Here is a 25,939-nt window from a genome sequence, read left to right as displayed (position 1 = left end):
TTATCCAAATGTTGGGACGCACAATGTCTCCACGGAAGAATCGTGTCTCCTCAGAGTGTACACTAAAGAAGAAAAATAGCTGCCGACAAATACAAGCCTGGTGTAAAGCTTTCCAGTTTTAAAGCCCTGAAATGATGTCTTCTTTAAACGGACAGTGTCTATTGTAAGCAATACATTTTTATACATAACGGAGTACTCCATGTAAGAAATAAAAAACCGGTTATGAAGGTGAAAAAGAAGCAACCTGAAAAAATTCCTTCTATTATATATAGGTATGTATCAGCTCATCAAATGAGCGCTGGGACGATCTCCACTTTGAAAGTAATATACCCTCGAAAAGATGCCTAAAAAAAGAGAACGATTTAAGTAGACCCCATGCTTACATAATTGAGAATGATGTCTATCGTATACAAACATGATAGAAGAACATTGCCACGACAGAGTGGCACAGAAAATTTAATATTGTGATTACATAAAAGTTGCAGAAACCTTTCAATTTTATGATGTCCACTCCAGGGATACAAGCGTACAAGCAGTGGAAGCTCCATGTTGTTAGTCTTATTATGCATATTCCGCCTCCATTATCCAAACGATAAAGGAAAAAGGAGGTAGTTATATGTGTAGACGATTCTCGCTGTCCGCAGGGATCGATGAAGTGAATCAACGTTTTGGCATTAATCGGGTAATGTATTACTACAAGAGCCGGTACAACATTAGCCCTACCCAAACCATGCCGGTCATTATACAAGAACAGGGAGAACGAGTGCTTGATGAGTATCGATGGGGGTTAGTGCCCTATTGGGGTAAAGACGCAGTCAATGCTGATATTACAACCGTTGATCAAAATCCCACTTACCGTAAAGCGATTGACACAAGACGCTGTGTGATCCCTTGTAACGGTTTATATTACTGGCGAACGGTTGGTAAACGGAGTTATGCGGTACGGACCGTAATCGGGGATCATGAAATATTCGGTATGGCTGGTTTATACGAGACATGGCGCGATGCCAGGGGAAATGAAATGAGAACATGCACGGTTCTAATGACAGAGGCCAATGAAGCGATTCGAGAGTTCGAAACACGAATGCCGGCGATTCTGTCAGAGGAAAACATGGAAAAGTGGCTGGATCCGGAGATCCAAGGGAGACATGCGGTGCATCCGCTGCTTCATACGTATCGCGGGCAGATGCGAATGTATCCGGTGACGCCTTTAGTGGCTGACGATACGCATGATCACCAGCAGTGCATTGAAGAGATGGATTTAAAGCTCGCTTGGGTGAAGAATCTGTAGTTCGCAAGTATGAAAGAGCAAGGTTGATTTATCTGACATGGAATTCAACATAAAAGCAATCCGGACCACAGTCCTGGATTGCTTTTTTTAAGCGTTAACGCTGTAGGAAGCTAAACTATGAGAAAGCAGAAGCATAAATACACGTCATCTAATACCGAATTGAAGCATATCGTAAGGACAATATATAACATAAAAATAGTTTCTAGTTGTAATCAAGGAAGACGACCTCTATATACGTTAAATAATTTAACTTGTACCTAACGCGATAAGCTCGATCAGAGTAGGTGATGTTGTAATTTTATAGTTTGCGTAATAAAATATCACATGTAAACTATTAAACCACAAGTGATTATAGTTATAAATTGTAAATAAATCTTGATATTACATACATTTTCAGTAAACTAAGGATATACAACGGAGATAAACTTAATTATTAACCTCAAAAACGACGATAAAAACATGGTTTTTGAGAAATATGAAAAAAAGTAATTGACGTTACCTAAATTTACACGTATCATAACATTAATTTTATAGGCAAGAAGATTTTGCTAGAGACTTTGGCACTAATTGACCAATGGTATATTTTCTGTAAAACTTTCAATCTTTTTCACATCATGCAATGACATCCTGGAGAACTTCTATACCGAAATTATTTAAGGATGATTTCAATATTCGTCCTGATAATTTATAATGCAACATCATTTTTTAAGAGGAGGATTCGCATGAAGAAAAGAATGTCACTCCTGCTTGCAATCATGCTTTTGGCCATCACGGTACTGGCAGCATGTTCGAGCGGAGGAACAGCAGAACAGCCAAGTCAAGGGGAGCAAACAGAGCAAACACCACCAGCTGAAGGCGACAAAGATACTACAGAACCGCCGGCTGAAACTGGAGACGACAGCCAGGGTTATTTCGAGGCAACAGATCCATCTGCTAATCCCGCGACTGCGTTGGCACGTAAAGACACACTCGTTGTTGGTATGACAGCACCTAAAGGGGTATTTAGCCCATTCTACTGGCAAACAGCGTACGACCGTTATGTTGTAGACGCAATTTTCGATTCTTTTTTCGCTCTGAATGGGGATGGAACTTACAGTAATCGCCTGGCTGAGAGCGTTGAAGTGTCGGAAGACAAATTAAAATACACGTTCAAATTGAAGCCGGGTGTGACATACTCCAATGGCGATCCGGTTACTGTAAAAGACTATGCTTTCGCCATGAAAGTTTTACATGACAAAAGCTATGACGGACAATCCGACATTCTGTCTGTTAACATTAAAGGCGGAAAAGATTATTACGATGGTAAAGCTGACGAGATTTCCGGTATTAAAATCATCGATGACAATACCGTTGAAATCGAAGTTACAGAAGCAAATGCCATGACCAAGGATAATCTGGGTACTGTATATTTTGTTCCAGAATCCGTTTATGGCAAAGATTACAAGCAAGGAAACCTGGAGTACATGAAAGACCTGCATGCCAAACCAGTCGGCAGTGGTCAATATGTACTGAAAAGTTTCTCTCCTGGACAAGAAGTAGTATTGGAAGCTAATCCTAACTATTTCTTGGGCGCACCAAAAATTAAGAACGTCATCTACAAGACTACAACCGACGAAACCAAATTGGCTATGTTCCAATCCGGTGAAATCGATATGGATATGATTTCGGTGAGCGAAGATAACGTAGAAGCTGTTAAAGAAATGGGCTTCTTGGACTATAACATGTTCCCATACAATGGTTACGGCTATGTTGCACTGAACCATAAAAATCCTAAATTCCAAGATCCTAAAGTTCGTCAGGCTTTGATGTACGGTTTGAATCGTGCTGAAGCTGTTGAAATCATCTATGGTAAATATGCGAACGTAATTAATATTCCACAATCCAGCGAATCATGGGCTTACACGAATGAAGGTATTGAGCCGTACGAGTTTGATATGGAGAAAGCGAAGCAGCTTCTTGATGAAGCAGGCTGGGCTCCAGGTGCTGACGGAATCCGCGAGAAAGACGGCGAGAAATTCGAAATTCATTTCTCGGCAACTGCTGACAACCCGGTAATTGATGCTTTGATTCCGATTATGACAACGAACTACCAAGAGCTGGGCATCAAGTTGACAGCTGAAACTTTGGACTTTAATGCAATCATGGATAAGAAGGATAAAGGCGAGTTCGATATGTTCTTTGCTGCTTGGGGCTTGACTCCAGACCCAGACTCCACGGTGTATATCACAGATGGACAGCAAAATGACCTCGGATATTCCAATCCTGACTATGATGCAGCTATGAAGAAAGGTCTGAATGCCTTTGATTTGGAAGAGCGTAAAGCGGCTTATGCGGAAGCATACCAAATTCTGAACAAGGACGTTCCAGATCTTCCGATCTACCAAAGACGTGATATGTGGGCAATCAACTCCAGATTGAACGGCATTGACATCACACCTTACAAAAACTTCGTAGTTGACCTGTACAAAGCAGAAATTCAACAATAGCATCAAGAAACATATGCTCAGCTCGCAAGAGCTGGGCATATGCACTTATAAGCCGGGAGGAATATTATGAAGCAGTACATTATCCGGAGGCTGCTGCAGATCATCCCGACCATGATCGGGATTTCGATTCTCATATTTGCTATATCATCTTTGGTACCAGGTGATTATATCACTGCAGTGAACAACCCGACGATGACTGCTGAGAAAGCAGCTCAGCTTCGGGAAATTTATGGTTTGGATAAGCCGCCTGTTGAGCGTTATCTTACATGGGTCGGCAATATGTTAAAGGGTAATCTCGGAGATTCCCTTGTGCACAAACAACCTGTCACAACCGTAATGAATAATTACGTATGGAATTCCTTTTTTGTTGCGATTTTCAGTTTAATATTGAGTTGGATTATAGCTGCTTTTGCTGGCGTGTTCTCAGCGAAATTTCAGTATTCATTGTTTGACAAGATCGTAACTTTATTAGTCTTCTTGTGTATGTCACTGCCGTCTTTCTTTATCGGACTCTTACTTATCAAGTTGTTTGCCTTGGATTTAGGGTGGTTTCCTGTTGGCGGAATGAAGACTTCAGGACTGAACGGAAGCACATGGGATCAACTCATCGATATTGCATGGCATATGTTTTTACCAGTTACCGTACTTACGATGCTGAGCACAGGTAGTTTGACGCGGTATTTCCGTACAAGCATGCTGGAGGTTATCCGTCAGGATTACATCCGCACAGCCCGTGCAAAGGGATTGAAGGAGCGCACGGTAATATTTAAGCATGCGCTGCGCAATGCGATGCTTCCTGCTATTACTCTCATGGGTTTTGAGCTTCCATCCTTGTTTGGTGGAGCCATCATCATGGAGAAAATCTTCATCTGGCCCGGGGTCGGTCAAGTTTATTTGGAATCGATCAGTATGCGGGACTATCCGTTCATGCTTGGGTTCACAGTATTCATATCGGTACTGACACTTCTGGGCAACCTGTTGTCTGACGTTCTATATGGAGCTGCAGATCCAAGAATTCGCTTAAAGTAGGAGGAGATTCATTTGTCCGCAGAGACTGCACCATTAAAAACGAATCTACCAGTTACGAAGAAGCGGCCGGATTCCCCGTGGCGAATTGCTATTCGTCGTTTTTCCAGAAACCGTCTCGCTGTCATCGGACTTTTCATAATTGTATTTATGTTTTTGCTGTGCTTTTTTGGCCCTTTCTTTTCGCCTTATTCCTTATATGATTACAGTGTACTTGACAAGAATTTGCCTCCAAGCTCGAAGTACTGGTTAGGAACCGATAAACTGGGGCGTGACATTCTCCTGCGCATGATGCTCGCAGGTAGAATTTCTCTTACTGTTGGACTTGTAGCCACAGGTATTTCCATTATTATCGGTGCTACCCTTGGCGCTTTGGCAGGATTTTATCGTAGATGGGTAGATACGCTGATTATGCGTATGGCCGACATCTTTATGGCATTGCCTACGCTCCCAATCCTCATTATCTTGGGCGCTATTTTGTCAGACTTGAAGGTAGAACCGTCAGATCGTATCTATTTCCTGATGTTAATTATCGGGGTACTTGGCTGGAGCAGTATCTCCCGTCTCGTTCGCGGTCAAATTTTGGGGCTCCGCGAGCAGGAGTTTATGCAAGCGACCGAAGCTTTAGGGCTCAAGGATCGCCGCAAAATCTTCCGTCACCTGCTTCCTAACACGATTCCGATTATTATCGTATCAGCAACCTTAGGGGTAGCAGGGGCTATTCTGTATGAATCTGCGCTGAGTTTCCTAGGGATTGGGGTTGTTCCACCAACACCATCCTGGGGAAATATGATTTCTGCGGCAAACAATTTGATTGATTTCCGGAAGAGACCATGGCTATGGATTCCGCCAGGTATGTGTATTCTGGTTACCGTAGTTGCAATCAACTTGATCGGTGACGGGCTTCGCGACGCACTTGACCCGAAAATGAAGAAGTAGGAGATGCGAATATGGCAAAAGAATTAGTTGAATTCCGCAATTTAAAAACGCATTTTCAAACCTCCGCAGGCACCGTGAAAGCCGTCGACGATGTAAGCTTCAAAATCCGTGAGGGTGAAACACTGTGCGTGGTTGGTGAGTCGGGCTGTGGTAAAAGCGTAACAGCCATGTCTCTTATGCGTTTAATTGATACACCTCCAGTAGGAGGAGAGATTCTATATGAAGGCAAGGACCTGTTGAAGATGAGCAAGCGCGAAATGAGTTTGATTCGCGGCAACGATATCGCCATGATCTTCCAGGAACCGATGACCTCACTGAACCCGGTATTAACGATCGGGGAACAGATTGTAGAGCCGATTCTGTTGCATCAGCTCGTAAACCGCAAAGAAGCTAAGCAACGTGCCATCGACCTCATCAATCTGGTAGGAATACCGCGTGCGGAGAAGATTTTCGACTCCTATCCGCATGAGCTCAGCGGCGGTATGCGCCAACGGATTATGATCGCGATTGCGCTTAGCTGTAATCCCAAGCTTCTGATTGCTGACGAGCCAACAACAGCGCTTGATGTTACGATTCAGGCCCAGATTTTGGATCTGATGCGCGACATCAAGGGGAAGTTGAATACATCCATTATGCTGATAACGCATGACCTGGGTGTCGTAGCGGAGATGGCGGACTATGTTGTTGTTATGTATGCAGGAAAAGTTATTGAGGAAGCCCCGGTCATTGAGCTCTTCAAGCAGCCGAAGCATCCATATACCAAGGGGCTTTTGAAAGCTAAGCCCATCATTAATCAGACCCAGGAACGTCTGTATTCGATTCCGGGTCAGGTACCCAATCCGGTAGATCTTGGAGACAACTGTCATTTCCATGATCGCTGTGAATCATGCATGCAGATTTGTAGAGAGAAGACGCCTCCGCTCGGTACGGATCCTAACGGCCATAAGGTCGCTTGCTGGTTGTATGAAGAGGAGGGGAAAGCGTAATGAGTCAAGCACTGATCGAAATCGATGGTTTGAAGAAATACTTTCCCATCACCGGCGGCATATTGCAGCGGACGGTGGGTAATGTAAGAGCAGTTGACGGAGTCAGCTTTTCCATTAACAAAGGTGAATCCTTCGGGCTTGTAGGTGAATCCGGCTGCGGCAAGAGCACCATTGGCCGAACCATTCTCCGTCTGCTGGAGAAAACGGAAGGTAAGGTTATCTTTAATGGTCAGGATATCCATACCTTGTCCAAAGAGAAAATGCGTGCACTGCGTCCGAAGATGCAGATCGTGTTCCAAGATCCTTTCAGCTCCCTGAACCCAAGAATCAAGGTTGGCGAAGCGATCGGCGAAGCACTCATTGACCATGGCTTAGTTAACCGTAGGGATCTTAAGGATCGCGTGATTGAAACACTTGAGATTTGCGGCCTTGCTGCCTATCATTATGATCGTTACCCGCATGAATTCTCCGGTGGACAGCGTCAACGGATCGGGATTGCCCGCGCATTGATTCTGAATCCAGACTTTATTGTAGCGGATGAGCCGGTTTCCGCGCTGGATGTATCGATTCAAGCGCAAATCATCAACTTGCTTAGTGATTTGCAGCGCGATAAACAGTTGACTTACTTGTTCATTTCACATGATCTCAGTGTTGTAGAGCATTTGTGCAACCGAATTGGGGTAATGTATCTGGGATCGATGGTGGAAATGGCCAGCAAGGAAGAATTGTTCCGCAACCCGCTGCATCCCTATACAAAAGCCTTGCTATCGGCTGTGCCAGTACCGGATCCAACGCTGAAGCGCGATCGGATCGTACTGCAGGGAGACATCCCAAGCCCGGCGAACCCGCCTTCCGGCTGCAAGTTCCATACTCGCTGTCCGCTGGCTTCAGACCTGTGCAAGCAGGAGATTCCAGAGTATCGCGATATGGGTAACAATCACTTCGTTGCTTGCCACTACGCTTAATATGACTCTTCATATCTAAAGTTTCTGACAACAACCAGAGCGATTATTAGATAAAAATTTCTAGGGGGACTTCCTCCGTCTGCGGACGGGTGGGGGTCTTTTTCATTTCAGAAGACCAACGGACCATTTTACAAAAATTCCTAAATAAAATTTTCGAAAAAAAGCAGACCAAAAGCCCTTTTTATCCGTCTATTATTATGGAGGGCTAATTCTATGAAAAAACGGTGGCTTTGGCTGGTCATGATATTGTTAATAATCGTCCCGATTGGGGCGGTTGTCATAGGAAATATAGAACGAGCGGGATTTAAACCGAAGGTGGACGCGCGAGCGGTTGTCTTGATGGATTTAAACACCGGGCGTATTTTGCTCAGCGAAAATGGCGATATACCCTTACCGCCTGCAAGCATGTCCAAGCTGATGACCGAGTTGGTTATTCTGGATGATATTAAAACCGGGAACCGATCCTGGGACGATGAAGTCAAGATAAGCGATACCGCTAGTGACGTAAGCGGCGTTAAAATCGCCTTGAAATCCGGCGAAATCGTGACGGTACGCGAATTGTTCCAGAGCATAACGGTTTATTCGGCCAATGATGCGGCCGTAGCGCTTGCCGAGCATTTTGCAGGCTCCGAGGAAGCGTTTGTCCGAAAAATGAATGCCAAGGCAAAAGAGATTGGCTTATCCAGCGCGACACGATTCGTGAATGCGTCGGGAGTCGAGCGAAACACAGACAACGATCAAGCCTGGTCATCGGATGGAGAAACGGCGATGACCGCAGAGGATACGGCCAAGCTGGCAGCACATTTGATTCGAAGCCACCCGGATATTCTTAGCACCTCCAGCAAGACCCAAACCAAGATCAGCGGACGGAATTTATATTTAAGCAATACCAATTGGATGCTGCCATCGGTAGGAGGTCCTTATTCCTATGAAGGCACTGACGGATTAAAGACAGGGTATACAGCGAACGCAGGATACTGCTTCACGGGTACTGCGGAGAAACAAGGCAGTCGGCTTGTTGCCGTTGTCATGGGTACCGAGTCCAAAGAAGCAAGATTTGAAGAGACGCGAAAGCTATTTGACTACGGATTCGCCAAAACGTTAACATGGAGAGAGCGGCTGGATGACTGGTTTCAATATTCGGGGATCTCAGCCGCTCTTACGCATGATAAGAGACCTGTTTAGCAGATCGCTGAAGATTTGGTAGATTTATAGAACTGCCCGTGAAGGGTTCACATTTGACAATAATCTGGTTTACAATAGATGATGTGTGAAACTGGCCTACTGATATGAAGTGAGTCAACGGGAGGAGTTCCCGTTTAATAAGGAGAGGAGGGGGAGCCAAGTAGCTTGGGGTGCAAGCAAGGACCTTTAACGATCTGACTTATCTATTCATTTATTTTATAATAAAGAAGGAATTGAACTCATGAAGAGGAAATCAATATATATTACTCTTGCTTTGGTCATACTGCTTGGCTCAACCGCATTTTTGTTCAGAACGCAGCTAGCGGTTGTTGCATTTGATCTGTTTATGGCAAAGGATGTAGAGGAATCATTACAAAAATCGTATAAACCGCTCCAGAGCGACAAGACACCTGAACCTGTCGTACTTCAGAGCGAGCCGTTCTCGGTTATGCTGCTCGGGAGTGACCAGCGTGAGGATGAACCTGCGCGTTCGGACACGTTGATCTATGCGGTTGTGCGTCCCATGGAGTCCAAAGTGCTCTTAATTTCGGTTCCAAGGGACACGTATGTCGATATTATCGGTAAGGACAAGAAAGATAAGATTAACCACGCGTTTGCATTTGGCGGTCATCAAATGGCCAAAGATACGATGGAGGCATTTTTCGAAGAAGAACTTGATTATTATGCTTCCATTAATTTTCAGGGCTTGAAGGATGTTGTTGATGCCATTGGGGGCGTGGAGCTGCCGATCGGCAAGGATATCGTTAATAAAGGCAGAGACCATGAGAAATTCACGATTGAAGCCAACAAACCGATTTATAACGGTGAAGAAGCTTTGAATTATGTCCGTTATCGGGAAGATAGCGACTTTAATCGTGCGAAGAGACAGCAAGTGTTTTTGGACGTAGCGGCCAAGCGGGTGATGAAGCTTGATCAGATCGGCAAGGTGCCTGAATTGATTGAGATCATGGGTGATAATTTCCAGACCGATATGCAGCCTAAGTTCATTATTGACCTGGCGAAACAGATGCTGACCGGTGGCAAAGTGGATATGACCAGCTATACGATCATGGGGGAAGGCATGAAAATTGGCGGCGTCTACTATAACGAGCCCGACATGGAAGACGTGCAGGAAGCCCGGGATCTAATTGACAACTGGATGAACCCCGATACGCCGGCTGATCAACTGCTGCAGCCCAAAGATGCTGAGAAGCAAAAGTTGAAATAAATAAACACCGGTACACCCGGATGATGTCATAGTACGTTGCTTCATCTCAATCAGCAGTCGGATGGCTGCTGATTTTGTGCCCTATATAAGGAATCAGAATGGCGAAGTTAACGTATGTATGAGTATGGATAGGGGAAGGAGTAACCTGCATACCTAGGCTTTAAATCAGGAAGGTTACTTAACATGACTTCAGAGGTTGGAGTCATAAGGAGGATAATTCATTATGAATATCGCTTTTTTTCTGTTACCGAAGCAGGAAGTGATCTGTTTAACACTGGATTCTACGCTCAGGCAGACGCTGGAACGGATGGAGTTTCACCGATATACAGCCGTGCCCGTACTGGATAAGAACGGTCAGTACGCAGGGACTGTAACGGAAGGTGACCTGTTATGGCATATGAAGAATTCGGAAGGCAAAATCACTTTTGAGAACGCTTCGAAATTTTTGTTGAAGGATGTTCCTTTTCGTATGGATATCAAGCCGGTGTCGATTGACGCCCGGATGGAGGATCTGATTAATCTGGCCAAGGTGCAGAACTTTGTACCTGTCGTGGATGATATGAACCGCTTTATCGGAATTGTACGCAGAAGCCTCATCATAGAGTACTGTGAACGAATTGTCTCCAAGGAGACGATGGAGTCCCACGGGGCATCATAATCAAGCAGGCTTGAAAATAAACAAGGGCGTGGGACCACGATGACAATCTGGGTAACACGCCCTATTTTTATCGAAACGAGCTGCAGCGAAAAAGCGGGGAGGAATAACCGGGGCCCGATTGGAGCACAAAGAGAAGGTGGGTTACCGAGTGCGAACTGGGACTAAGGAAGGACGGGGGGGCATGGGCCTTTGTGTGGGCGGCTTTTTTTTATGCTATAATGGAGAATAAAGCTGTTTTCAGGGAGAGATGGATATGCCAAATATGCCGAAGGACTTGGATGTAGCTAAACGTGCCAAAGTGATTGAATGGCTCAAAACCGAAGTAATTGACAATGTATCCCGCTTATTCAAAGCTCTATGGGAAGGCAGCACTACAAAGGTTGGAGACAGTTTGGTAAGCCTGATGATGAGCTCATACATACTGGGCCGAAGGCTCGGCTTGACCTATCGGGATTTGGACGATCTCTTGTTAGAGAAATTGAAAAAGCATAAGCAGGAAGGACATCAGCTGGAAGATTGGTACCAGGATATTTCCGCGCTCGAAGAACATTTGCGTAAGAGGTGAACATATTGAAACTGCGCTGGACTACGGCGGTATGGAGCGTTATTTATTTGCTTCTGCTGCTATCATTACTCACACCCTTTTCGATCGTAACGGCTTTCTTGTTAGTTCTACCGGTTGCGATTCTGTTTACGGCCTTGAATACAAAATTATTTATCATGCATGTGGTGCCAGTGTGGCTGATCGCGCTTCTGATTCACCCTATTTATGTGTTATTTGCGATCTATTTTGCCATTCCGGGGATTGTCATGGGGTATTTGTACCGGAAGCGGAAGGCAGCTATGCAGGTATTGAAGTATGGCATGGCAGTCATGCTGGTGGAAATGCTTCTTCTGCTCATGATCAGTACCGCCTTCTTCCAGTTAAATCTGTCGGAGTATGTGGATGAGATTGTGAAGATGACGACGGCTCCGCTCACTGAGATGGGTGTAGAAGGAGGCCTGGGAGGACAGTTCCTTGGCACCGAACTCGATACACAGTTAATAAAAGATCAAACGATGCGCTTGGTTCCATTTGCGATGATTATCAGCTCATTCCTCATGACGGTGGTAACCCATGCTTTGGCTCGTCCTACATTGGGCAGTATGGGCTTGACCGTGCCGCGCCTGAAGCCGGCTAGAGAATGGATGCTGCCGCGTTCCCTGATCTGGTACTACTTGCTCATCTTCTTCATCAACATAGCAACCGTTAATTCGGACAATACCTTCATGAAGATGATCGTGGCAAACGCTACGCCTTTGCTGCAGATCTGCTTCATGATTCAAGCGCTAGGGTTCTTCTACTATCTCACTCACGAACGGAAGTGGCATCCGATTGTACCGCTTTTGACGGCTATACCGATTGTGCTGTTCCCGCCGGCTATGATCATCGGAATCCTGGACCTGGCATTTCCACTTCGTCAGGCGTTTAGTAAAACCAAAAGATAGGGTGATGAGTCATGCCTAAATTTCTGCAGAAGCGCTGGCACGGCTATCATACCGTCTGGGCGTTTGCGCTGGTGCTTCTGCTTGTTATATTTCTGTCGTTCTACAATACCATTCTGGGGCTGGTCGGTCTGCTGCTTGCGGTGGCAGGCGGCTATGCCATGCTAAAGACGGAGATGAAATTCCGCCGCGAGCTGGTCGATTATATTGGGGATCTGTCATTTCGGATTCAGCGGGTCGAAGGCGAAGCGGTCAGCGTGCTGCCATTTGGCATTGTCCTGTACAGCGAGGACAAGACCGTGGAGTGGCATAACCAATTCGTGGTCAATATGTTTCCGCAGCAGTCGTTGGTCGGCGCATCCTTAGAGGACCTGTTTCCCCAGCTGGTTGTCGCGATAAAGGAAGCTCAAGAGAAGAAGGATAACAAGGAGAAGCTGCCGAAAGAAATTCGTCTGGAGATCTCCCACGAGGATAAGTTCTATGGAGCAACGGTCATTCCGGATGAGCAATTAATCTATCTGGATGAGATTACCGAGCTGGCCGTGCTAAGGCAGCGGTATGAGGATGAGCGATTGGCCTTGGGCATTATCATGATGGATAACATCGATGAAGCCTCGCAAGGGATGGATGATCAACAGCGGACGGCACTGATTGCGAAGGTAACCAGCGAGATTACCGATTGGGCGCGTGAATTTAACGTCTATTTGCGGAGACTTTCCTCGGACCGTTATTTGATGATGCTCAACCACAGGTCGCTTGATGCGCTGGAGAACAGCCGCTTTCTCATCTTGGATGAAGTCCGGGAGATGACCGCCGATCTGAAGGTACCGCTGACGCTAAGCGTTGGTCTTGCTTTCGGTTCAGACGACATCACGGAGCTTGGGCAGTTGGCACAATCCAGTTTGGATATGGCACTGGGCCGCGGCGGAGATCAGGCAGCTGTCAAAGCGGGCCAGAGGCTCTCCTTCTATGGCGGTAAATCCAATGCAGTGGAGAAACGGACGCGCGTAAGAGCACGCGTTATCTCCCATGCGCTGCGCGATTTGATGCAGGAGAGCGACAAAGTGATCATCATGGGTCATAAGCTGCCGGATATGGACGTGGTCGGCGCTGCAATCGGCGTGTTGAAAGCAGCTCAGATGTATAAAGTGGAGGCTTATATCGTGATGGAGGGCATGAATCCGTCCATATCGAGGCTGATGGAAGAGGTCCGGAAGGACGAAGCCTTGATGAACCGATTCATCTCCACCGAACAAGCGATGCAGATCATGACAGAGCACACATTGCTCGTTGTGGTTGATACGCATAAAGCCTCCATGACGATGGAGCCGCGGCTGGTTCATCGCGCAAGCCGGGTCGTTGTAATGGATCATCACCGGCGCGGAGAAGAGTTTATTAACGATGCGGTGCTGATCTATCTTGAACCGTATGCCTCATCAACCTGCGAGCTGGTTACGGAGGTGCTGCAGTATATTCACGAACGGGTATCCCTTACGCCGGTTGAGGCAACGGCCTTATTGGCGGGGATCACGGTGGATACGAAGCATTTTGCCCTCCACACGGGATCGAGAACGTTCGAGGCTGCCGGTTTCCTGCGTCGTCACGGAGCCGATACAATGATGATTCAGCGGGTACTCAAGGAAGATCTGACAGAATTTATAGCGAAGGCAGAAATCGTGAAACATGCTAGAATGGTATATGACCATATCGCCATTGCGGTTTCGAAGAGCGGGGAGCCCATGCCGCAGCTATTGATCGCTCAAGTGGCGGATATGCTGCTGAATATGACGGATGTGCAGGCATCGTTTGTCATAAGCGAACGCACAGACGGCAAGATTGGCATTAGCGCCCGCTCCATGGGCAAGATGAATGTTCAGATGATTATGGAACGTCTCGGGGGAGGCGGACATTTAACGAACGCCGCAGTACAACTGGATACGACGCCTGAGAAAGCCGAGGAGAAGTTGATGGAAGTACTGAAGGACATCGAAGCGAAAGAGGGGTTATTTGAATGAAAGTCATTTTCATAAAAGATATGAAGGGTCAAGGCAAGAAAGGTGAAGTGAAGGAAGTTTCGGAAGGATATGCAATAAACTTCCTGATTCCGCGTGGGGTCGCTCGTCCGGCAACCGACGGCAACATGAAAACACTGGAGCAGCAGCAGGCTTCCGAGGAGAAGCGCAAGGCTCAGGAGAAGGAAGAAGCACAGGCGCTCGGCAAAAAGCTGGAAGAGATGACGGTTGTCCTGAAAGCTAAGGCTGGAGAAGGCGGCCGTCTGTTCGGCGCCATTACCAGCAAACAAATTGCTGAAGCGCTGGCAGGACAGAAGATCAAAATCGACAAACGCAAAATTGAACTTAGCGATCCGATCCGCAGTCTGGGTGTTACCCAGATTCCGGTGAAGCTGCACCCTGACGTCAAGGCGACGCTCAAGGTTCAAATTACGGAGGAGTAATATGGGAGGAGAACTCTATTTCGATCGGGTCCCCCCGCAGAACCTTGAGGCAGAGCAGGCGGTGCTGGGTGCCATTCTGCTGCAAAGTGAAGCGCTGATTACAGCGATGGAGCGGGTGCAGGCCGAGGACTTCTACGACAAAACGCATCAGATGATCTATGAAGTTATGGTGCAGCTCGGGGAAGGCAATCAACCGATCGATCTGGTGACCCTTACATCTCTCCTGCAAGATAAAGGGCAGCTGGAAGAGGTCGGTGGTGTCAGCTATTTAGCAAAGCTGGCCCATGCGGTTCCGACGGCTGCGAACGTGGATTATTACGCCCAGATCATCGAAGAGAAATCGATGCTGCGGCGGTTGATTCGCACCGCAACACAGATTGTCAGTGAAGGATATACCGGAGGAGAAGATGTATCCGGTATGCTCAGCGAGGCGGAGCGGCGCATTCTCGAAATTTCCAATCGACGCACGGGCAGCGGATTTATTGCGATCCGCGACGTGCTGATGGAAGTATTCGAGAAGGTGGAGGTTCTCCATCAGAACCGGGGGAATACAACGGGAATTCCATCCGGTTTTGTGGACTTGGACAAAATGACAAGTGGATTCCAGCGCAACGACTTGATCATCGTAGCTGCCCGTCCTTCCGTAGGTAAAACCGCGTTTGCATTGAATATTGCTCAGAACGTGGCCATTCGTGCCAAAGAAACCGTGGCGATCTTCAGTCTGGAGATGTCAGCGCCGCAGCTCGTACAGCGTATGATCTGTGCGGAGGCTAACCTGGATGCAGGGGTCATGCGTAACGGTGATTTCAAAGGTGATGAGGATTGGTCCAAGCTTACGATGGGCATCGCAGCCCTGTCGGAAGCCGAGATTTACATTGATGATACACCGGGTGTTACGGTTGCCGATATTCGTGCGAAGTGCCGTCGTCTGAAGAAAGAGAAGGGTCTTGGCATGATCCTGATCGATTACCTCCAGCTCATTCATGGACGCGGCAAGGCCGGGGAGAACCGGCAGCAGGAGGTATCCGAGATCTCGCGTACGCTTAAACAAATTGCCCGTGAGCTTGAAGTGCCGGTTATCGCGCTGTCACAGCTCAGCCGGGGCGTGGAGCAGCGTCAGGACAAGCGTCCGATGATGAGTGACCTTCGGGAATCCGGTTCGATCGAGCAGGATGCCGATATCGTTGCGTTCTTGTACCGGGATGATTATTACAATCAGGAAACCGAGAAGAAGAACATCATCGAGATCATCATTGCTAAACAGCGTAACGGTCCTGTAGGTACGGTGGAACTGGTCTTCCTGAAGAACTTTAATAAATTCGTCAATTACGAACGAACGCATGCCGATGCCTTTGCTGCCGGATGACGCGTTACAGGTTAACCCTATAGGCAGACATCTGCCGCTGGTTGTAAGTAAAGGGCATTTCTTAAGATATCAAGTATAATCTTCGAAGCTTGGGCCTTCCTGATATCGCAAGAAAAGCTTCCTCTAACCGCGGTCTGTCTTCTGAGAAAGTACGTCGACGGTCGTTTTTCTTATGGCGGTTCCCCGAATAATGCTGCAATCATTCGATAATCTTGTCCTAATTCCGAACAATCGTACACACTGATGTGCGATTGTTCGTTTTTGTATTTGACTTTAAAAATGGGGACTGTTACACTGGTATTGCTGCTTTAGTGCAGTGAGGTTGAAATTTAATCAGTTTGTAAAGGTTATTTCACAGTGTTTCGCGAAATATTAAGGGTGTAACAGCCCGAGCGGAGGAATGAATATGTCAACGGTAGTCGTTGTGGGAACACAATGGGGAGATGAAGGGAAAGGGAAAATCACGGATTATTTAGCTGAAAGCGCTGACGTGGTAGCCCGTTACCAAGGCGGCAACAATGCCGGCCACACCATTCTGATTGACGGTAAAAAATTCAAGCTTAGCTTGATTCCATCCGGAGTATTCTATAAAGATAAAACCTGTGTGATCGGAAACGGTATGGTCGTTAACCCGGCTGCACTTATTGAAGAGATTAATTATATTCATGATAACGGGTTCAGCACGGATAATCTGGTAATCAGTGATCGTGCTCATGTTATCATGCCTTATCATATGGTATTGGATGCTCTGGAAGAGGACCGGAAAGGTCCGAACAAAATCGGTACAACCCGCAAGGGGATCGGCCCTTGCTATATGGATAAAGCTGCACGTAACGGCATCCGGATCGCAGATCTGATGGATGCTGAAGAGTTCGAACTGAGGCTTCGCCATCTGGTGAAGGAGAAGAATCAAGTCATTACCCAGGTGTATGGCGGGGAAGCACTCGATGTTGAAGAAATTTTAACGCAATACCTGGAATACGCCGAAATCATTCGTAAATATGTGCGTGACACTTCCGTCATCCTGAATGATGCGATCGATGAGAATCAAAAAGTATTGTTCGAAGGCGCGCAGGGCGTCATGCTGGACATCGACCAAGGCACGTACCCGTTCGTTACGTCTTCGAATCCTTCTGCAGGCGGTGTATGTATCGGCTCCGGTGTGGGACCATCGAAGATTCAGCAGGTGATCGGTGTGGCTAAATCCTATACGACCCGTGTAGGGGATGGACCTTTCCCAACGGAGCTGGACAATGAAATTGGGGCGTATATTCGGGAAAAAGGACATGAATACGGCACGGTAACCGGACGCGCTCGCCGTGTAGGCTGGTTCGATAGCGTAGTTGTGCGCCATGCCCGCCGCGTGAGCGGAATTACCGGCTTGTCCCTGAACTCGCTGGATGTGCTGAGCGGTCTTGAGACCGTTAAGATCTGTACCGCATATAAATTCCGCGGCGAAGAGATTACGCATTACCCAGCAAGCCTGAAAATGCTTGCCGAGTGCGAAGCGATCTATGAAGAGCTGCCAGGCTGGAGTGAAGACATTACCGGCGCCAAAACGCTGGAGGATCTGCCGGAGAACACCCGCCGCTACGTAGAGCGCGTATCCGAACTGACCGGCATTCCGATTGCCATCTTCTCTGTGGGCCGCAACCGGGAGCAGACGAATCAAGTGCTTCCGATTTACGAGAAATAATCTAGCGTTGGATCAAGAGTAGAGAGACTAGAAGTTCAACTTCAACGATTAAGATAGGTCTATAAACCTGCCGATGATAGTATCGGCGGGTTTTTCTTTTTGGCAAAGAAGGTGGAAACCAGAACGCATTCTGCGATAACATTGATGCCTAAATGTGGAAGAATTTGTCCCTTCATTTGAAGAATATTATCCCTTAGCCAGTTGTCCATCCACCCTATAATGGAGAGAGACATAGAGGACAGCACGCTGATAATTTGGAATTGGGGCTAAAGGCAGCGGGTATATGCAGTCAAATCAATGTAGGGGGGACAGAAGCCATACGAAGTCAATGAGGCGTGTGGCCTTCTTGAGAGCTGGACAAGGCACACGATCCAGCATAATAAAAACCGGATTCATCTACTAGGTTGCTAGGGATGGTTCCGGTTTTTTCATTTTGGAATGGGCCTAAAACTAACGGAATCATGAAATATATCAAATGGAGGTAGAAAAAATGAGGGAAAGAGGATTGAAGCGATTCCGAGCCGTCAATACTGGAAAAAGAAAGCAATCATCGCCATGTCATTTCAGAGCATGTAGGAGGAAGGAGGAATACGGATGAAGTGGACGAAATGGCTGCTGAAAGTTAGCTTGACCGCCATCCTGGTGAGCACGCTCACGATTGTGACAACAGGCATCGTGGTCAATGCCTATATTCAATCGGTGTTGTCCAGTTTTAACATTCAGTTGGAGACGGAGCCGATGGGGATTGGAGGTATCATGAAGTCGATGCTCGGTATGGGCTCCGGCACCAAGCCGGATGTCGGCAGTGCCAACCCCGCGGGGGATAACAATAGGGCAAAAGATAAGAATGCTACGTCCGATGAACCAACGCCAGGGAGCGGCTTGGATCGTAATGGAGAGGCACAAGAGGATGACGAGGCGAAATCGAACCCGGCGGGAACGACGGGTGAGCCGCCAGCTGATGAAGAGGCACCTGATAATTCCTTGCCAGTAATGGGTACGAACACGACAGAGCAGCCTGACGATTCCTCGCTGGAAGATCAGGAGATTGTGATGACGCCGGGGGAAATTGTGGATCGGAAGGACAGTTTGCCAACAGAAGAGAAGGAAGAGATTTTTACCCTGCTGATGAATAAACTACCCCAATCGGAAATGCAGAAGATTTCTGCGGCGATGGAGGACGGGCTGACTGCAGCGGAACTTGCGGACATCGAGCAGGGCATATCCAAATATTTGAATGCCGAGGAATTCGATAAACTGATCACTATGCTTAAAGAATAACGGTATAACGGTTATCAGGCCCGTTCTGTCACTGTTTTGTCACTGACTTGCGGTGGTTATATATTAGGGAAAATCAGGAAACCCGCGCCCAGCGCGGGTTTTTCGCTGTTTTCGTAAACTTGAAATGATTGTAATGGCTATGTTAAAGTATACGAAGATCGAAAAGGTTAAAATTTTGATACCTTTTGACAGGTTGTGTCATAATCAATACTAAGTCAGCGAGTTCAAATGAACAGATTCTTACATATGAACAAGGCTTAAAGGAGAGAGACATGAAAGGTTCTAAGGGGAAACGGTGGATGGACAGCCTCTTGCGCAAGCAAGCAGCCGATCATTCTGCCCACAACAACAACTCGAATCGAGAGCCCTCGGAGCCGTCGAATCCACAAAAACGGGGATGGACTTCACCGCGCAGGTGGATTTGGATATCGGCAGGGGCATTGCTCATAGCAGGATCGATATATACGGGCGGAAAAGCGTATGTGAACGCGAATACGGTTCCGTTCTATCATGTGTACGTAGATGGAAAAGCGATCGGTACCATTCAAGATGATGCCCAGCTTGACCAGCTGCTCAAAGAGAAGCAAAAGGAGTATCAGCAGGAGCACCCTGACGTACTTATGGTGCTTCACACCGACGGCATTACAACGAAGGCTGATCGTTCCTTTAAACCAGAGGTGAACAGCGAGGAGACTCTCCAAAAGCTGGATAACATGCTGAAGGCATATGCCCGCGGCGTGGAGCTGAAGGTGAACGGCAAGACAGTTGCCATCGTGAAGGATCAGCAGGCGGCCAAAGCTGCCGTCGAAGCGGCCAAGCTGAAGTTCGCTCCGGCAGCTGCCCAGGAGGAGAAGACCCAGAGGGTCGCTTTCACGAAGACGTCGGCATCGGCATCGAGCAAGAAGAGCGATGACGGAAGCGGGCTCCAGTCCGTGGATATTAAGGAGAAGATCTCGCTTGCCAACACAAAGGCTGACCCGAACAAGGTGCTAGACGTAGAAGAAGCGGTTAAAGTGCTTACGGGCACGAAGGACAAGCCGGTGGTATACACGGTGAAAGAGGGAGATACGATCTCCTCAATTGCGCAGCATTTTGGCATGAAGTCTGCTGACGTCATGGCGCTGAATCCCGGGCTGGAGGAGAAATACGTGCAGATCGGGGCCGAGCTGCAGGTAACGAAACCGGAAGCACCGTTGACGGTAAGAACGGTGGAGGCGGTGTCGGAGAAGCAGCCAAGCAAGCCGGAAACGATTGTCCGCAAGAGCAGCGAGCTTCCACTGGGGAAACGAAAGGTCGTTCGTCCCGGGCGGGATGGCGTGAAAACCGTGGACTACATCGTAACCAAAGAGAACGGCAAGGTCATCTCTAAGCAATGGACAGGCCAACAGGTGGTTCAGGAATCCCTGCCGGAAGTGGTGTATAAAGGCACCAAGGTAGCGCCGAAGAAAAAAGCGGCAACGGTGACCCAGAAATCCAGCGGCAGCATGTTCGCATGGCCGGTCAGCGGGGCGCGTATTACGAGCTCCTACGGTCATCGTTGGGGAAGAAGCCACGAAGGTGTCGATATGGTTGGCGGGAGCACGATTATGGCAGCCGCTTCGGGCAGAGTGGTCTTCGCCGGTCAGCAGAGCGGTTACGGCAATGTCGTCATTGTCGATCACGGCAATGGATACCGCACCCTGTATGGACATATGAGCAGGATTTCCGTAAGCAACGGACAATCGGTTGGACAAGGCTCCAAGCTGGGCGTCATGGGCAATACGGGCCGTTCTACTGGAACTCATCTCCATTTCGAAGTGCAAAAAAATGGAGTTGCTCAAAATCCGATGAATTATCTGTAGTTCTGTGTTATACTTGATAAACCAATGCGACATAAGCCATTATTGGTTCATATATCATAATAGTGAAGATGGCCGCTCCTTAACGGGGGCGGCTATCTTTGCGTCTTGCCAGAAGTTGTTGGGATGGGGATGTGGGACAGAACGGGAAATATCTTTCCAGCCGCTGTTGTCCGCCCTTTGTCGGAATTTAAATTTTATGAGGGAACAAAGGACTCCCAAAGGCGTCTTCCAAGATATTTTCCCTTATCTGTCGAATCCATCCCCGTGCCTTCCGCTGCGGAAGCGGGTGGCCGCCCCCTAAATCGAGGCGGCCGTTGGGGGGCGGTTTGGGTAGGACAGAACGGGAAATAGCTGCAGTGGGGGCGCAAGCGGTATCCTCCTCCGTCGCTGTTGAATTCGGAAAATAAGAATGTTGCGTAAGCTGAGATTTTCCGAATTCAAAGGCGATCGCTGCCGCTCTCCGAATGACACCGCTCGCTGCAGCCGAAGGTTTTCCCTTATCTGTCGAATCCATCCCCGTGCCTTCCGCTGCGGAAGCGGGTAGGCCGCCCCCTGAATCGGGTAGGCCGTTGGGAGGCGGTGTGGGTGGGAAACATTAATAAAAACTATTCTCTTTTGTAGGCGTAGACTAGGAGATTAACCAATGATAGTATCACTACTGCAATAAACATAATAAAGGATACAGCGTCGCCACTGGTTCCCAATTCATCTGCAAGGTAACCTATTTGATAGGTCAGATGAGCGGATACTGCCAAACTAATAAGGGTAATTATTGCGATTGTAAAACCATTGATTACTTTATGGCGATTCCGAAAAATCATGATGAACAATGTGATGATCAGAATGAGGATAAACAGAATATATATGGGTCTAAAATGAGTAACTATATTTGTACTTTCCATCCAAACAACCCCTCCCTGTACTTATAGATTGAGCTCTCAATCTTAACTTCAATAAGATGAATGAACCTCCTTCGAAAGTTATATTCCATCATAATCCAGGGGAGTTATAAATTTCAACCGTTGAAAACCATCCCCCGAATCAGGTCAGCTGTCAGGAGCGATGGGTGTGTAGCGGCGGCAGGTGTGGTAAAATGGGAAGAAGACCGTTTATGTGTGAGTTCGAAGGGGGACTTTTTGAACATCCTCTTTATGTGAAGGTATGAGGTGAACAGGACAATGCAGGGAACCATTCTGGTGGTGGATGACGAACAACCCATCGCCGATATTTTAAAGTTTAACTTGGAAAAAGAGGGCTATGAGGTCATCTGCGCTTTTGATGGCATTAGCGCGGTGGAGATTGCGCTTACGAAGCGGCCGGATTTAATGCTGCTTGATTTGATGCTGCCCGGAAAAGACGGAATGGATGTGTGCCGCGAGGTACGTGCCGCGAACCTGCAGATCCCGATCATCATGCTGACGGCAAAGGACGGGGAGATTGACAAGGTGCTTGGACTTGAGCTTGGCGCGGATGATTACGTGACGAAGCCGTTCAGCACCAGAGAAATATTGGCACGCGTGAAGGCGCATCTGCGCCGTCAGCAAAAGCCGGACAACTCAGCGGATAACACAGGCGGCACAAGTGCAGGCGGACAAGGCCTGCGGCTGTTTGAGCTGTTCATTGATACCGATATGTACATGGTATATAAAAGCGGGGAAGCGCTCGATCTGACGCACCGCGAATACGAATTGGTGTATTATTTGGCCCGTAATGCCGGTAAAGTGATGACTCGTGAACATTTGCTGCAGGCGGTATGGGGTTTTGAATACTTTGGCGATGTGCGGACCGTGGATGTTACGATTCGCCGACTTCGCGAGAAGATTGAAGAGAATCCGAGCAAGCCGGAATATATCCTGACTCGGCGCGGACTGGGCTACCTGATGCGCAGCGCTAAAAACGGAGGCCTGTAATGAAGTGGCTGTCCTTCTTCCGCACCATTCAGGCGAAGGTCATCATTATATATGTCCTTCTCATACTGATCGCGATGCAGCTGATCGGGGTGTATTTTGTCAGTGCGATGAAGAACTCGCTGACCAGCAATTTCACGAAGGACTTGCAGGAACGCGCAGAGCTGATGTCGGTTCTGGCGGCCAAGACCCTTGGCGGCGAGAATGTTACGGAGGAGGACCCGTATGAGAGCCTGCGCGTCATGGTGAACAATCTGTTCAATCTGAACGGAGCCGAGATTCAGGTACTGGATTCCACCGGACGGGTACTGACAACCTCGCTGCCCTCCCATGCCGATTACGTGAACACGAAGAACACGCAGACGGTTGTCAGCCGGGCATTGCAGGGTATACAGGATAATGAAGAGTATATTATCGATGATGATAACATCCGCAAAAAAGTGGTGGCCAAGCCCGTCATGTACAACGAGAAAATCGTCGGCGCCATTTATATCGTAGCCAGCATGAGTGAGCTGTACAGCACGATGCAGCGGATCAACAATATTTTTATATCGGGCATTCTCTTGGCCCTTGGCTTGACGGCGGTGCTTGGCGTCATCCTGTCGCATACGATCACCAACCCGATCAAGGAGCTGACCAAGCATGCCCGGGCCGTCGCGGACGGCCGGTTTACCGAGAAAACGCCGGTGTTCGGCAGCGATGAGATCGGCCAGCTCAGCCAGGCGTTCAACTATATGACCAGCCGTTTGCGCGAAGCCCTCTCGCAGAACGAAGAAGAGAAAGAGAAGCTGGCATCGATTCTAACCAATATGAGTGACGGCGTTATCGCAACCGATGAAGCGGGACGCGTCATTCTGATGAATCGGCGCGCCGGGGAAATGCTGGGCGTGGAGGGAGAAGAGCTGGCAGGACACGATATCGTTTCCCTGCTGGGTCTTGAGGAGTCCGAATCGGAGGCGCTGGCGCGCAGCGAAGGGCATGATTCCAAGCTGCTGGAGATTGTGCCGCGCGAGGGCAGCGAACCGTTCATGATGCGTGTGACCTTTACTCCGATTCATCGGCGGGAAATCGGCATCACTGGTACGATTGCAGTGCTGCAAGACGTTACCGAGCAGGAAAAGCTGGAAGCATCACGGCGAGAGTTCGTGGCGAATGTATCCCATGAGCTGCGCACGCCGCTGACCACCATCAAGAGTTATACCGAAGCGCTGGAAGATGGGGCGTTGGAGGATAAACAGATGGGGCCGCGATTTGTCGGCGTCATCCAGAATGAGACCGGCCGGATGATCCGGCTGGTAACGGACCTGCTGCATCTGTCACGGCTTGATTCCAAGGAGGCTGCCCTGCATAAGGAACCAACGGACATTGTGGAGATGCTGGAGGACGTTGAGGATCGGTTCTCTTTTCAAATGAAGCAAAAGCGTATCCGTACCATTATTGAGGTGAAACCGGGCGTATCGACAGCTATGCTGGACCGGGATGGCATTGATCAGGTTCTCGATAACCTGATATCCAATGCCCTTAAATATACGCCAGACGGAGGCACTATCACCATGGATGCAAGCATAACGGAGGATGGCATGCTGTCCTTATCGGTAAAGGATACCGGGATCGGCATTCCGAAGAAGGATCTGGATCGGATCTTCGAGCGCTTCTACCGGGTGGATAAGGCCCGAACGCGCAATTTAGGCGGGACAGGCCTCGGATTATCCATTGCCCGGGAAATTGTCAGGGCACATGGAGGCTTTATTACGCTTCAATCCGAGCTGGAGAAAGGCACCACGGTGACCTTCACCTTGCCCCTGGATAACGAGGGGAGGGCATTAACGTGAAGGAGCGATTAAAGACCATTCTGTTGGTTGTGCTGGTCGTGGGCAGTTTGCTGCAGAGTTACGTTTTGATTTTCCGCTTTCCGGGCAGTGATTCGGTTGTGCAATCCAAGAACGCCTATATCCGAACCGAGGAAATGGGCCCGGAGGAAAAGGCCGAGAATCTGCTCTTCCCCGACAAGATGATCATTCATCTGGGCGAAGACCAACATACGGTGTTCTATCCGAACGATACATTCTACAATCTCGTATATAACAGGCTTAAAGGACGGACCTTTGATAATTTCCAGCGGCGGATGGTCAGCAATATCGACTGGGCCAAGGTTCGCTCGGAGAATCGGGGCATTGAGCTGAGCTTTGATTCGGGCATTCCGGTTACGCTGCTCCAAAGAGTGATGCAGATCGTCCCGGACACCCTGTTTGAAGGGGAAAGCATCAATAAAATATGGCTGTACAGCGTGGAAGGCGAAGCGAAGATCCATGTCATGTTTTTCAGCATGGAGGGCGATGTGGTCTATGAAGCCGCCCAGGCGGATTTGACCGTCCAGGATGTGGATCAGCTGGTGGACTTCGGGCTGAGCTGGACGCCGTATAAGATGGTGGATGGCCGGTATTATACCCCGGCGAAGGAACTGAATATGGTCAGCATTGAACTGCCCATTGGCGAATATACGGTAGATCAGATGCAGCGCAGCCTGTTCTTTGACCCTAGCATCACGCGCAATATCCGGGAAAAAGATGGCTCCGAGATTTATACGGACAGTAAGCGGAGCCTGCAGGTGGATCAGGGGCAAAAATGGATCAGTTATACCGATCCGGCTGCGCCGCCATCCGGTGAGAGCAGCCCCGGTAAGGATGTGCTGTCGGCCATCGATTTCGTGAATCAGCACGGGGGCTGGAATGGCACGTACAGGCTGGCTAAGGCGGGGGAATCCGAGGATCGTACGCTGGTGAAATTCCAGCAGTACTATGGCGGATTCCCGATCCTGGATACACCGGGCTTCCAGTATGGCGTCATGGAATTGGATCTACAGCAGGGAACGGTAACCTCGTATGAGCGCTCGCTGTTATATCTTGAGTCTGCTGCCTTGAAGAAACAGATGGTGAAACTGACAGGGGGCGAGGCCCTGGAAGCGAAGCTGAAGCCTTATATGGAGGGAAAGAATATGGTTATAGGTCTGGATCCCGCCTATTTACCGGTCCTAACGGGAGAAGGACTGCTGCTAAAGCCAGTATGGGCCTTGGAGCTCCAGAACGGGTCAGTTATCACACTCGAATAATGATAGAGATCGTTATTGAATCATAAGGAGGGAAC

General features: G+C 48.3%; 20 protein-coding genes. All 20 read left to right on the top strand.

Annotation, left to right across the window (positions count from 1 at the left end):
• The first annotated feature begins 616 nt into the window (after positions 1 to 616).
• The 20 genes from MKX98_RS33940 to yycH all read left to right on the top strand — a co-directional run bounded on the left by MKX98_RS33940 (position 617) and on the right by yycH (position 25,904).
• Entirely contained in the window at positions 617 to 1,291 is a 675-nt protein-coding gene (locus tag MKX98_RS33940) for an SOS response-associated peptidase (RefSeq protein ID WP_216534859.1), read from the top strand.
• Positions 1,292 to 2,013: 722 nt separating this feature from the next.
• On the top strand, positions 2,014 to 3,777 hold the full coding sequence (locus tag MKX98_RS33935) for an ABC transporter substrate-binding protein (RefSeq protein ID WP_260064475.1): 1,764 nt from the start codon (positions 2,014 to 2,016) through the stop codon (positions 3,775 to 3,777).
• 66 nt (positions 3,778 to 3,843) lie between these two features.
• Positions 3,844 to 4,806: an ABC transporter permease gene (locus MKX98_RS33930; protein ID WP_220687052.1), complete on the top strand. Its 963-nt coding sequence runs from the start codon at positions 3,844 to 3,846 to the stop codon at positions 4,804 to 4,806.
• A gap of 12 nt (positions 4,807 to 4,818) precedes the next feature.
• Positions 4,819 to 5,742, top strand: coding sequence for an oligopeptide ABC transporter permease (opp4C, locus tag MKX98_RS33925; protein ID WP_220687053.1), 924 nt, complete (start codon positions 4,819 to 4,821; stop codon positions 5,740 to 5,742).
• Between the two features lie 11 nt (positions 5,743 to 5,753).
• On the top strand, positions 5,754 to 6,728 hold the full coding sequence (locus MKX98_RS33920) for an ABC transporter ATP-binding protein (RefSeq protein WP_071219342.1): 975 nt from the start codon (positions 5,754 to 5,756) through the stop codon (positions 6,726 to 6,728).
• On the top strand, positions 6,728 to 7,693 hold the full coding sequence (locus tag MKX98_RS33915; protein WP_220687054.1) for a dipeptide ABC transporter ATP-binding protein: 966 nt from the start codon (positions 6,728 to 6,730) through the stop codon (positions 7,691 to 7,693). The genes MKX98_RS33920 and MKX98_RS33915 overlap by 1 nt, the downstream gene beginning before the upstream one ends.
• Before the next feature lie 213 nt (positions 7,694 to 7,906).
• Entirely contained in the window at positions 7,907 to 8,878 is a 972-nt protein-coding gene (locus tag MKX98_RS33910) for a D-alanyl-D-alanine carboxypeptidase family protein (protein WP_220687055.1), read from the top strand.
• A gap of 241 nt (positions 8,879 to 9,119) precedes the next feature.
• On the top strand, positions 9,120 to 10,106 hold the full coding sequence (locus tag MKX98_RS33905; protein ID WP_071219345.1) for an LCP family protein: 987 nt from the start codon (positions 9,120 to 9,122) through the stop codon (positions 10,104 to 10,106).
• 223 nt (positions 10,107 to 10,329) lie between these two features.
• Complete coding sequence (locus MKX98_RS33900) at positions 10,330 to 10,764, top strand: CBS domain-containing protein (RefSeq protein ID WP_071219346.1); 435 nt, start codon at positions 10,330 to 10,332, stop codon at positions 10,762 to 10,764.
• A 262-nt stretch (positions 10,765 to 11,026) separates the two neighbouring features.
• A complete protein-coding gene (locus MKX98_RS33895) occupies positions 11,027 to 11,329 on the top strand; it encodes a MazG-like family protein (protein ID WP_174819218.1) in 303 nt (100 codons plus the stop codon).
• A gap of 5 nt (positions 11,330 to 11,334) precedes the next feature.
• On the top strand, positions 11,335 to 12,252 hold the full coding sequence (locus MKX98_RS33890; protein WP_339220774.1) for a DUF2232 domain-containing protein: 918 nt from the start codon (positions 11,335 to 11,337) through the stop codon (positions 12,250 to 12,252).
• An 11-nt stretch (positions 12,253 to 12,263) separates the two neighbouring features.
• A complete protein-coding gene (locus MKX98_RS33885) occupies positions 12,264 to 14,264 on the top strand; it encodes a DHH family phosphoesterase (RefSeq protein ID WP_339220772.1) in 2,001 nt (666 codons plus the stop codon).
• On the top strand, positions 14,261 to 14,704 hold the full coding sequence (gene rplI / locus MKX98_RS33880; protein ID WP_339220770.1) for a 50S ribosomal protein L9: 444 nt from the start codon (positions 14,261 to 14,263) through the stop codon (positions 14,702 to 14,704). Before MKX98_RS33885 ends, rplI begins: the two co-directional genes overlap by 4 nt.
• A gap of 1 nt (position 14,705) precedes the next feature.
• The gene (gene dnaB, locus MKX98_RS33875) at positions 14,706 to 16,070 is read left to right on the top strand and encodes a replicative DNA helicase (RefSeq protein ID WP_071219350.1); all 1,365 of its coding nucleotides are present in this window, start codon (positions 14,706 to 14,708) and stop codon (positions 16,068 to 16,070) included.
• Between the two features lie 406 nt (positions 16,071 to 16,476).
• Positions 16,477 to 17,766, top strand: a complete 1,290-nt coding sequence (locus MKX98_RS33870) for an adenylosuccinate synthase (RefSeq protein ID WP_260064478.1) — start codon at positions 16,477 to 16,479, stop codon at positions 17,764 to 17,766.
• A gap of 594 nt (positions 17,767 to 18,360) precedes the next feature.
• Positions 18,361 to 19,047, top strand: a complete 687-nt coding sequence (locus MKX98_RS33865; protein ID WP_339220767.1) for a hypothetical protein — start codon at positions 18,361 to 18,363, stop codon at positions 19,045 to 19,047.
• A gap of 272 nt (positions 19,048 to 19,319) precedes the next feature.
• Positions 19,320 to 20,888 (top strand): M23 family metallopeptidase, encoded by a 1,569-nt coding sequence (locus tag MKX98_RS33860; protein WP_339220766.1) that lies wholly within the window; start codon positions 19,320 to 19,322, stop codon positions 20,886 to 20,888.
• Positions 20,889 to 22,066: 1,178 nt separating this feature from the next.
• A complete protein-coding gene (gene yycF, locus MKX98_RS33855) occupies positions 22,067 to 22,798 on the top strand; it encodes a response regulator YycF (protein ID WP_071219355.1) in 732 nt (243 codons plus the stop codon).
• The gene (walK, locus tag MKX98_RS33850; protein ID WP_194540259.1) at positions 22,798 to 24,627 is read left to right on the top strand and encodes a cell wall metabolism sensor histidine kinase WalK; all 1,830 of its coding nucleotides are present in this window, start codon (positions 22,798 to 22,800) and stop codon (positions 24,625 to 24,627) included. Before yycF ends, walK begins: the two co-directional genes overlap by 1 nt.
• Positions 24,624 to 25,904: a two-component system activity regulator YycH gene (yycH, locus tag MKX98_RS33845; protein WP_220687061.1), complete on the top strand. Its 1,281-nt coding sequence runs from the start codon at positions 24,624 to 24,626 to the stop codon at positions 25,902 to 25,904. The genes walK and yycH overlap by 4 nt, the downstream gene beginning before the upstream one ends.
• Positions 25,905 to 25,939: the final 35 nt, after the last annotated feature.

Origin of the sequence: Paenibacillus sp. FSL W7-1332 (genome assembly GCF_037969785.1) — a bacterium.
In the GTDB taxonomy this organism is placed as follows: domain Bacteria; phylum Bacillota; class Bacilli; order Paenibacillales; family Paenibacillaceae; genus Paenibacillus_AQ.
The sequence above is the reverse complement of the archived record's forward strand: the minus strand, read 5'-3'. Positions and strand labels throughout refer to the sequence as shown.

Excerpts from the sequence above, each read along its gene's own strand:
- MKX98_RS33940 (WP_216534859.1), top strand. The coding sequence starts at position 617 with ATGTGTAGACGATTCTCGCTGTCCGCAGGGATCGATGAAGTGAATCAA.
- MKX98_RS33935 (WP_260064475.1), top strand. The coding sequence starts at position 2,014 with ATGAAGAAAAGAATGTCACTCCTGCTTGCAATCATGCTTTTGGCCATC.
- MKX98_RS33930 (WP_220687052.1), top strand. The coding sequence starts at position 3,844 with ATGAAGCAGTACATTATCCGGAGGCTGCTGCAGATCATCCCGACCATG.
- MKX98_RS33920 (WP_071219342.1), top strand. The coding sequence starts at position 5,754 with ATGGCAAAAGAATTAGTTGAATTCCGCAATTTAAAAACGCATTTTCAA.
- MKX98_RS33915 (WP_220687054.1), top strand. The coding sequence starts at position 6,728 with ATGAGTCAAGCACTGATCGAAATCGATGGTTTGAAGAAATACTTTCCC.
- MKX98_RS33910 (WP_220687055.1), top strand. The coding sequence starts at position 7,907 with ATGAAAAAACGGTGGCTTTGGCTGGTCATGATATTGTTAATAATCGTC.
- MKX98_RS33905 (WP_071219345.1), top strand. The coding sequence starts at position 9,120 with ATGAAGAGGAAATCAATATATATTACTCTTGCTTTGGTCATACTGCTT.
- MKX98_RS33900 (WP_071219346.1), top strand. The coding sequence starts at position 10,330 with ATGAATATCGCTTTTTTTCTGTTACCGAAGCAGGAAGTGATCTGTTTA.
- MKX98_RS33895 (WP_174819218.1), top strand. The coding sequence starts at position 11,027 with ATGCCGAAGGACTTGGATGTAGCTAAACGTGCCAAAGTGATTGAATGG.
- MKX98_RS33885 (WP_339220772.1), top strand. The coding sequence starts at position 12,264 with ATGCCTAAATTTCTGCAGAAGCGCTGGCACGGCTATCATACCGTCTGG.
- rplI (WP_339220770.1), top strand. The coding sequence starts at position 14,261 with ATGAAAGTCATTTTCATAAAAGATATGAAGGGTCAAGGCAAGAAAGGT.
- dnaB (WP_071219350.1), top strand. The coding sequence starts at position 14,706 with ATGGGAGGAGAACTCTATTTCGATCGGGTCCCCCCGCAGAACCTTGAG.
- MKX98_RS33870 (WP_260064478.1), top strand. The coding sequence starts at position 16,477 with ATGTCAACGGTAGTCGTTGTGGGAACACAATGGGGAGATGAAGGGAAA.
- MKX98_RS33865 (WP_339220767.1), top strand. The coding sequence starts at position 18,361 with ATGAAGTGGACGAAATGGCTGCTGAAAGTTAGCTTGACCGCCATCCTG.
- MKX98_RS33860 (WP_339220766.1), top strand. The coding sequence starts at position 19,320 with ATGAAAGGTTCTAAGGGGAAACGGTGGATGGACAGCCTCTTGCGCAAG.
- yycF (WP_071219355.1), top strand. The coding sequence starts at position 22,067 with ATGCAGGGAACCATTCTGGTGGTGGATGACGAACAACCCATCGCCGAT.
- walK (WP_194540259.1), top strand. The coding sequence starts at position 22,798 with ATGAAGTGGCTGTCCTTCTTCCGCACCATTCAGGCGAAGGTCATCATT.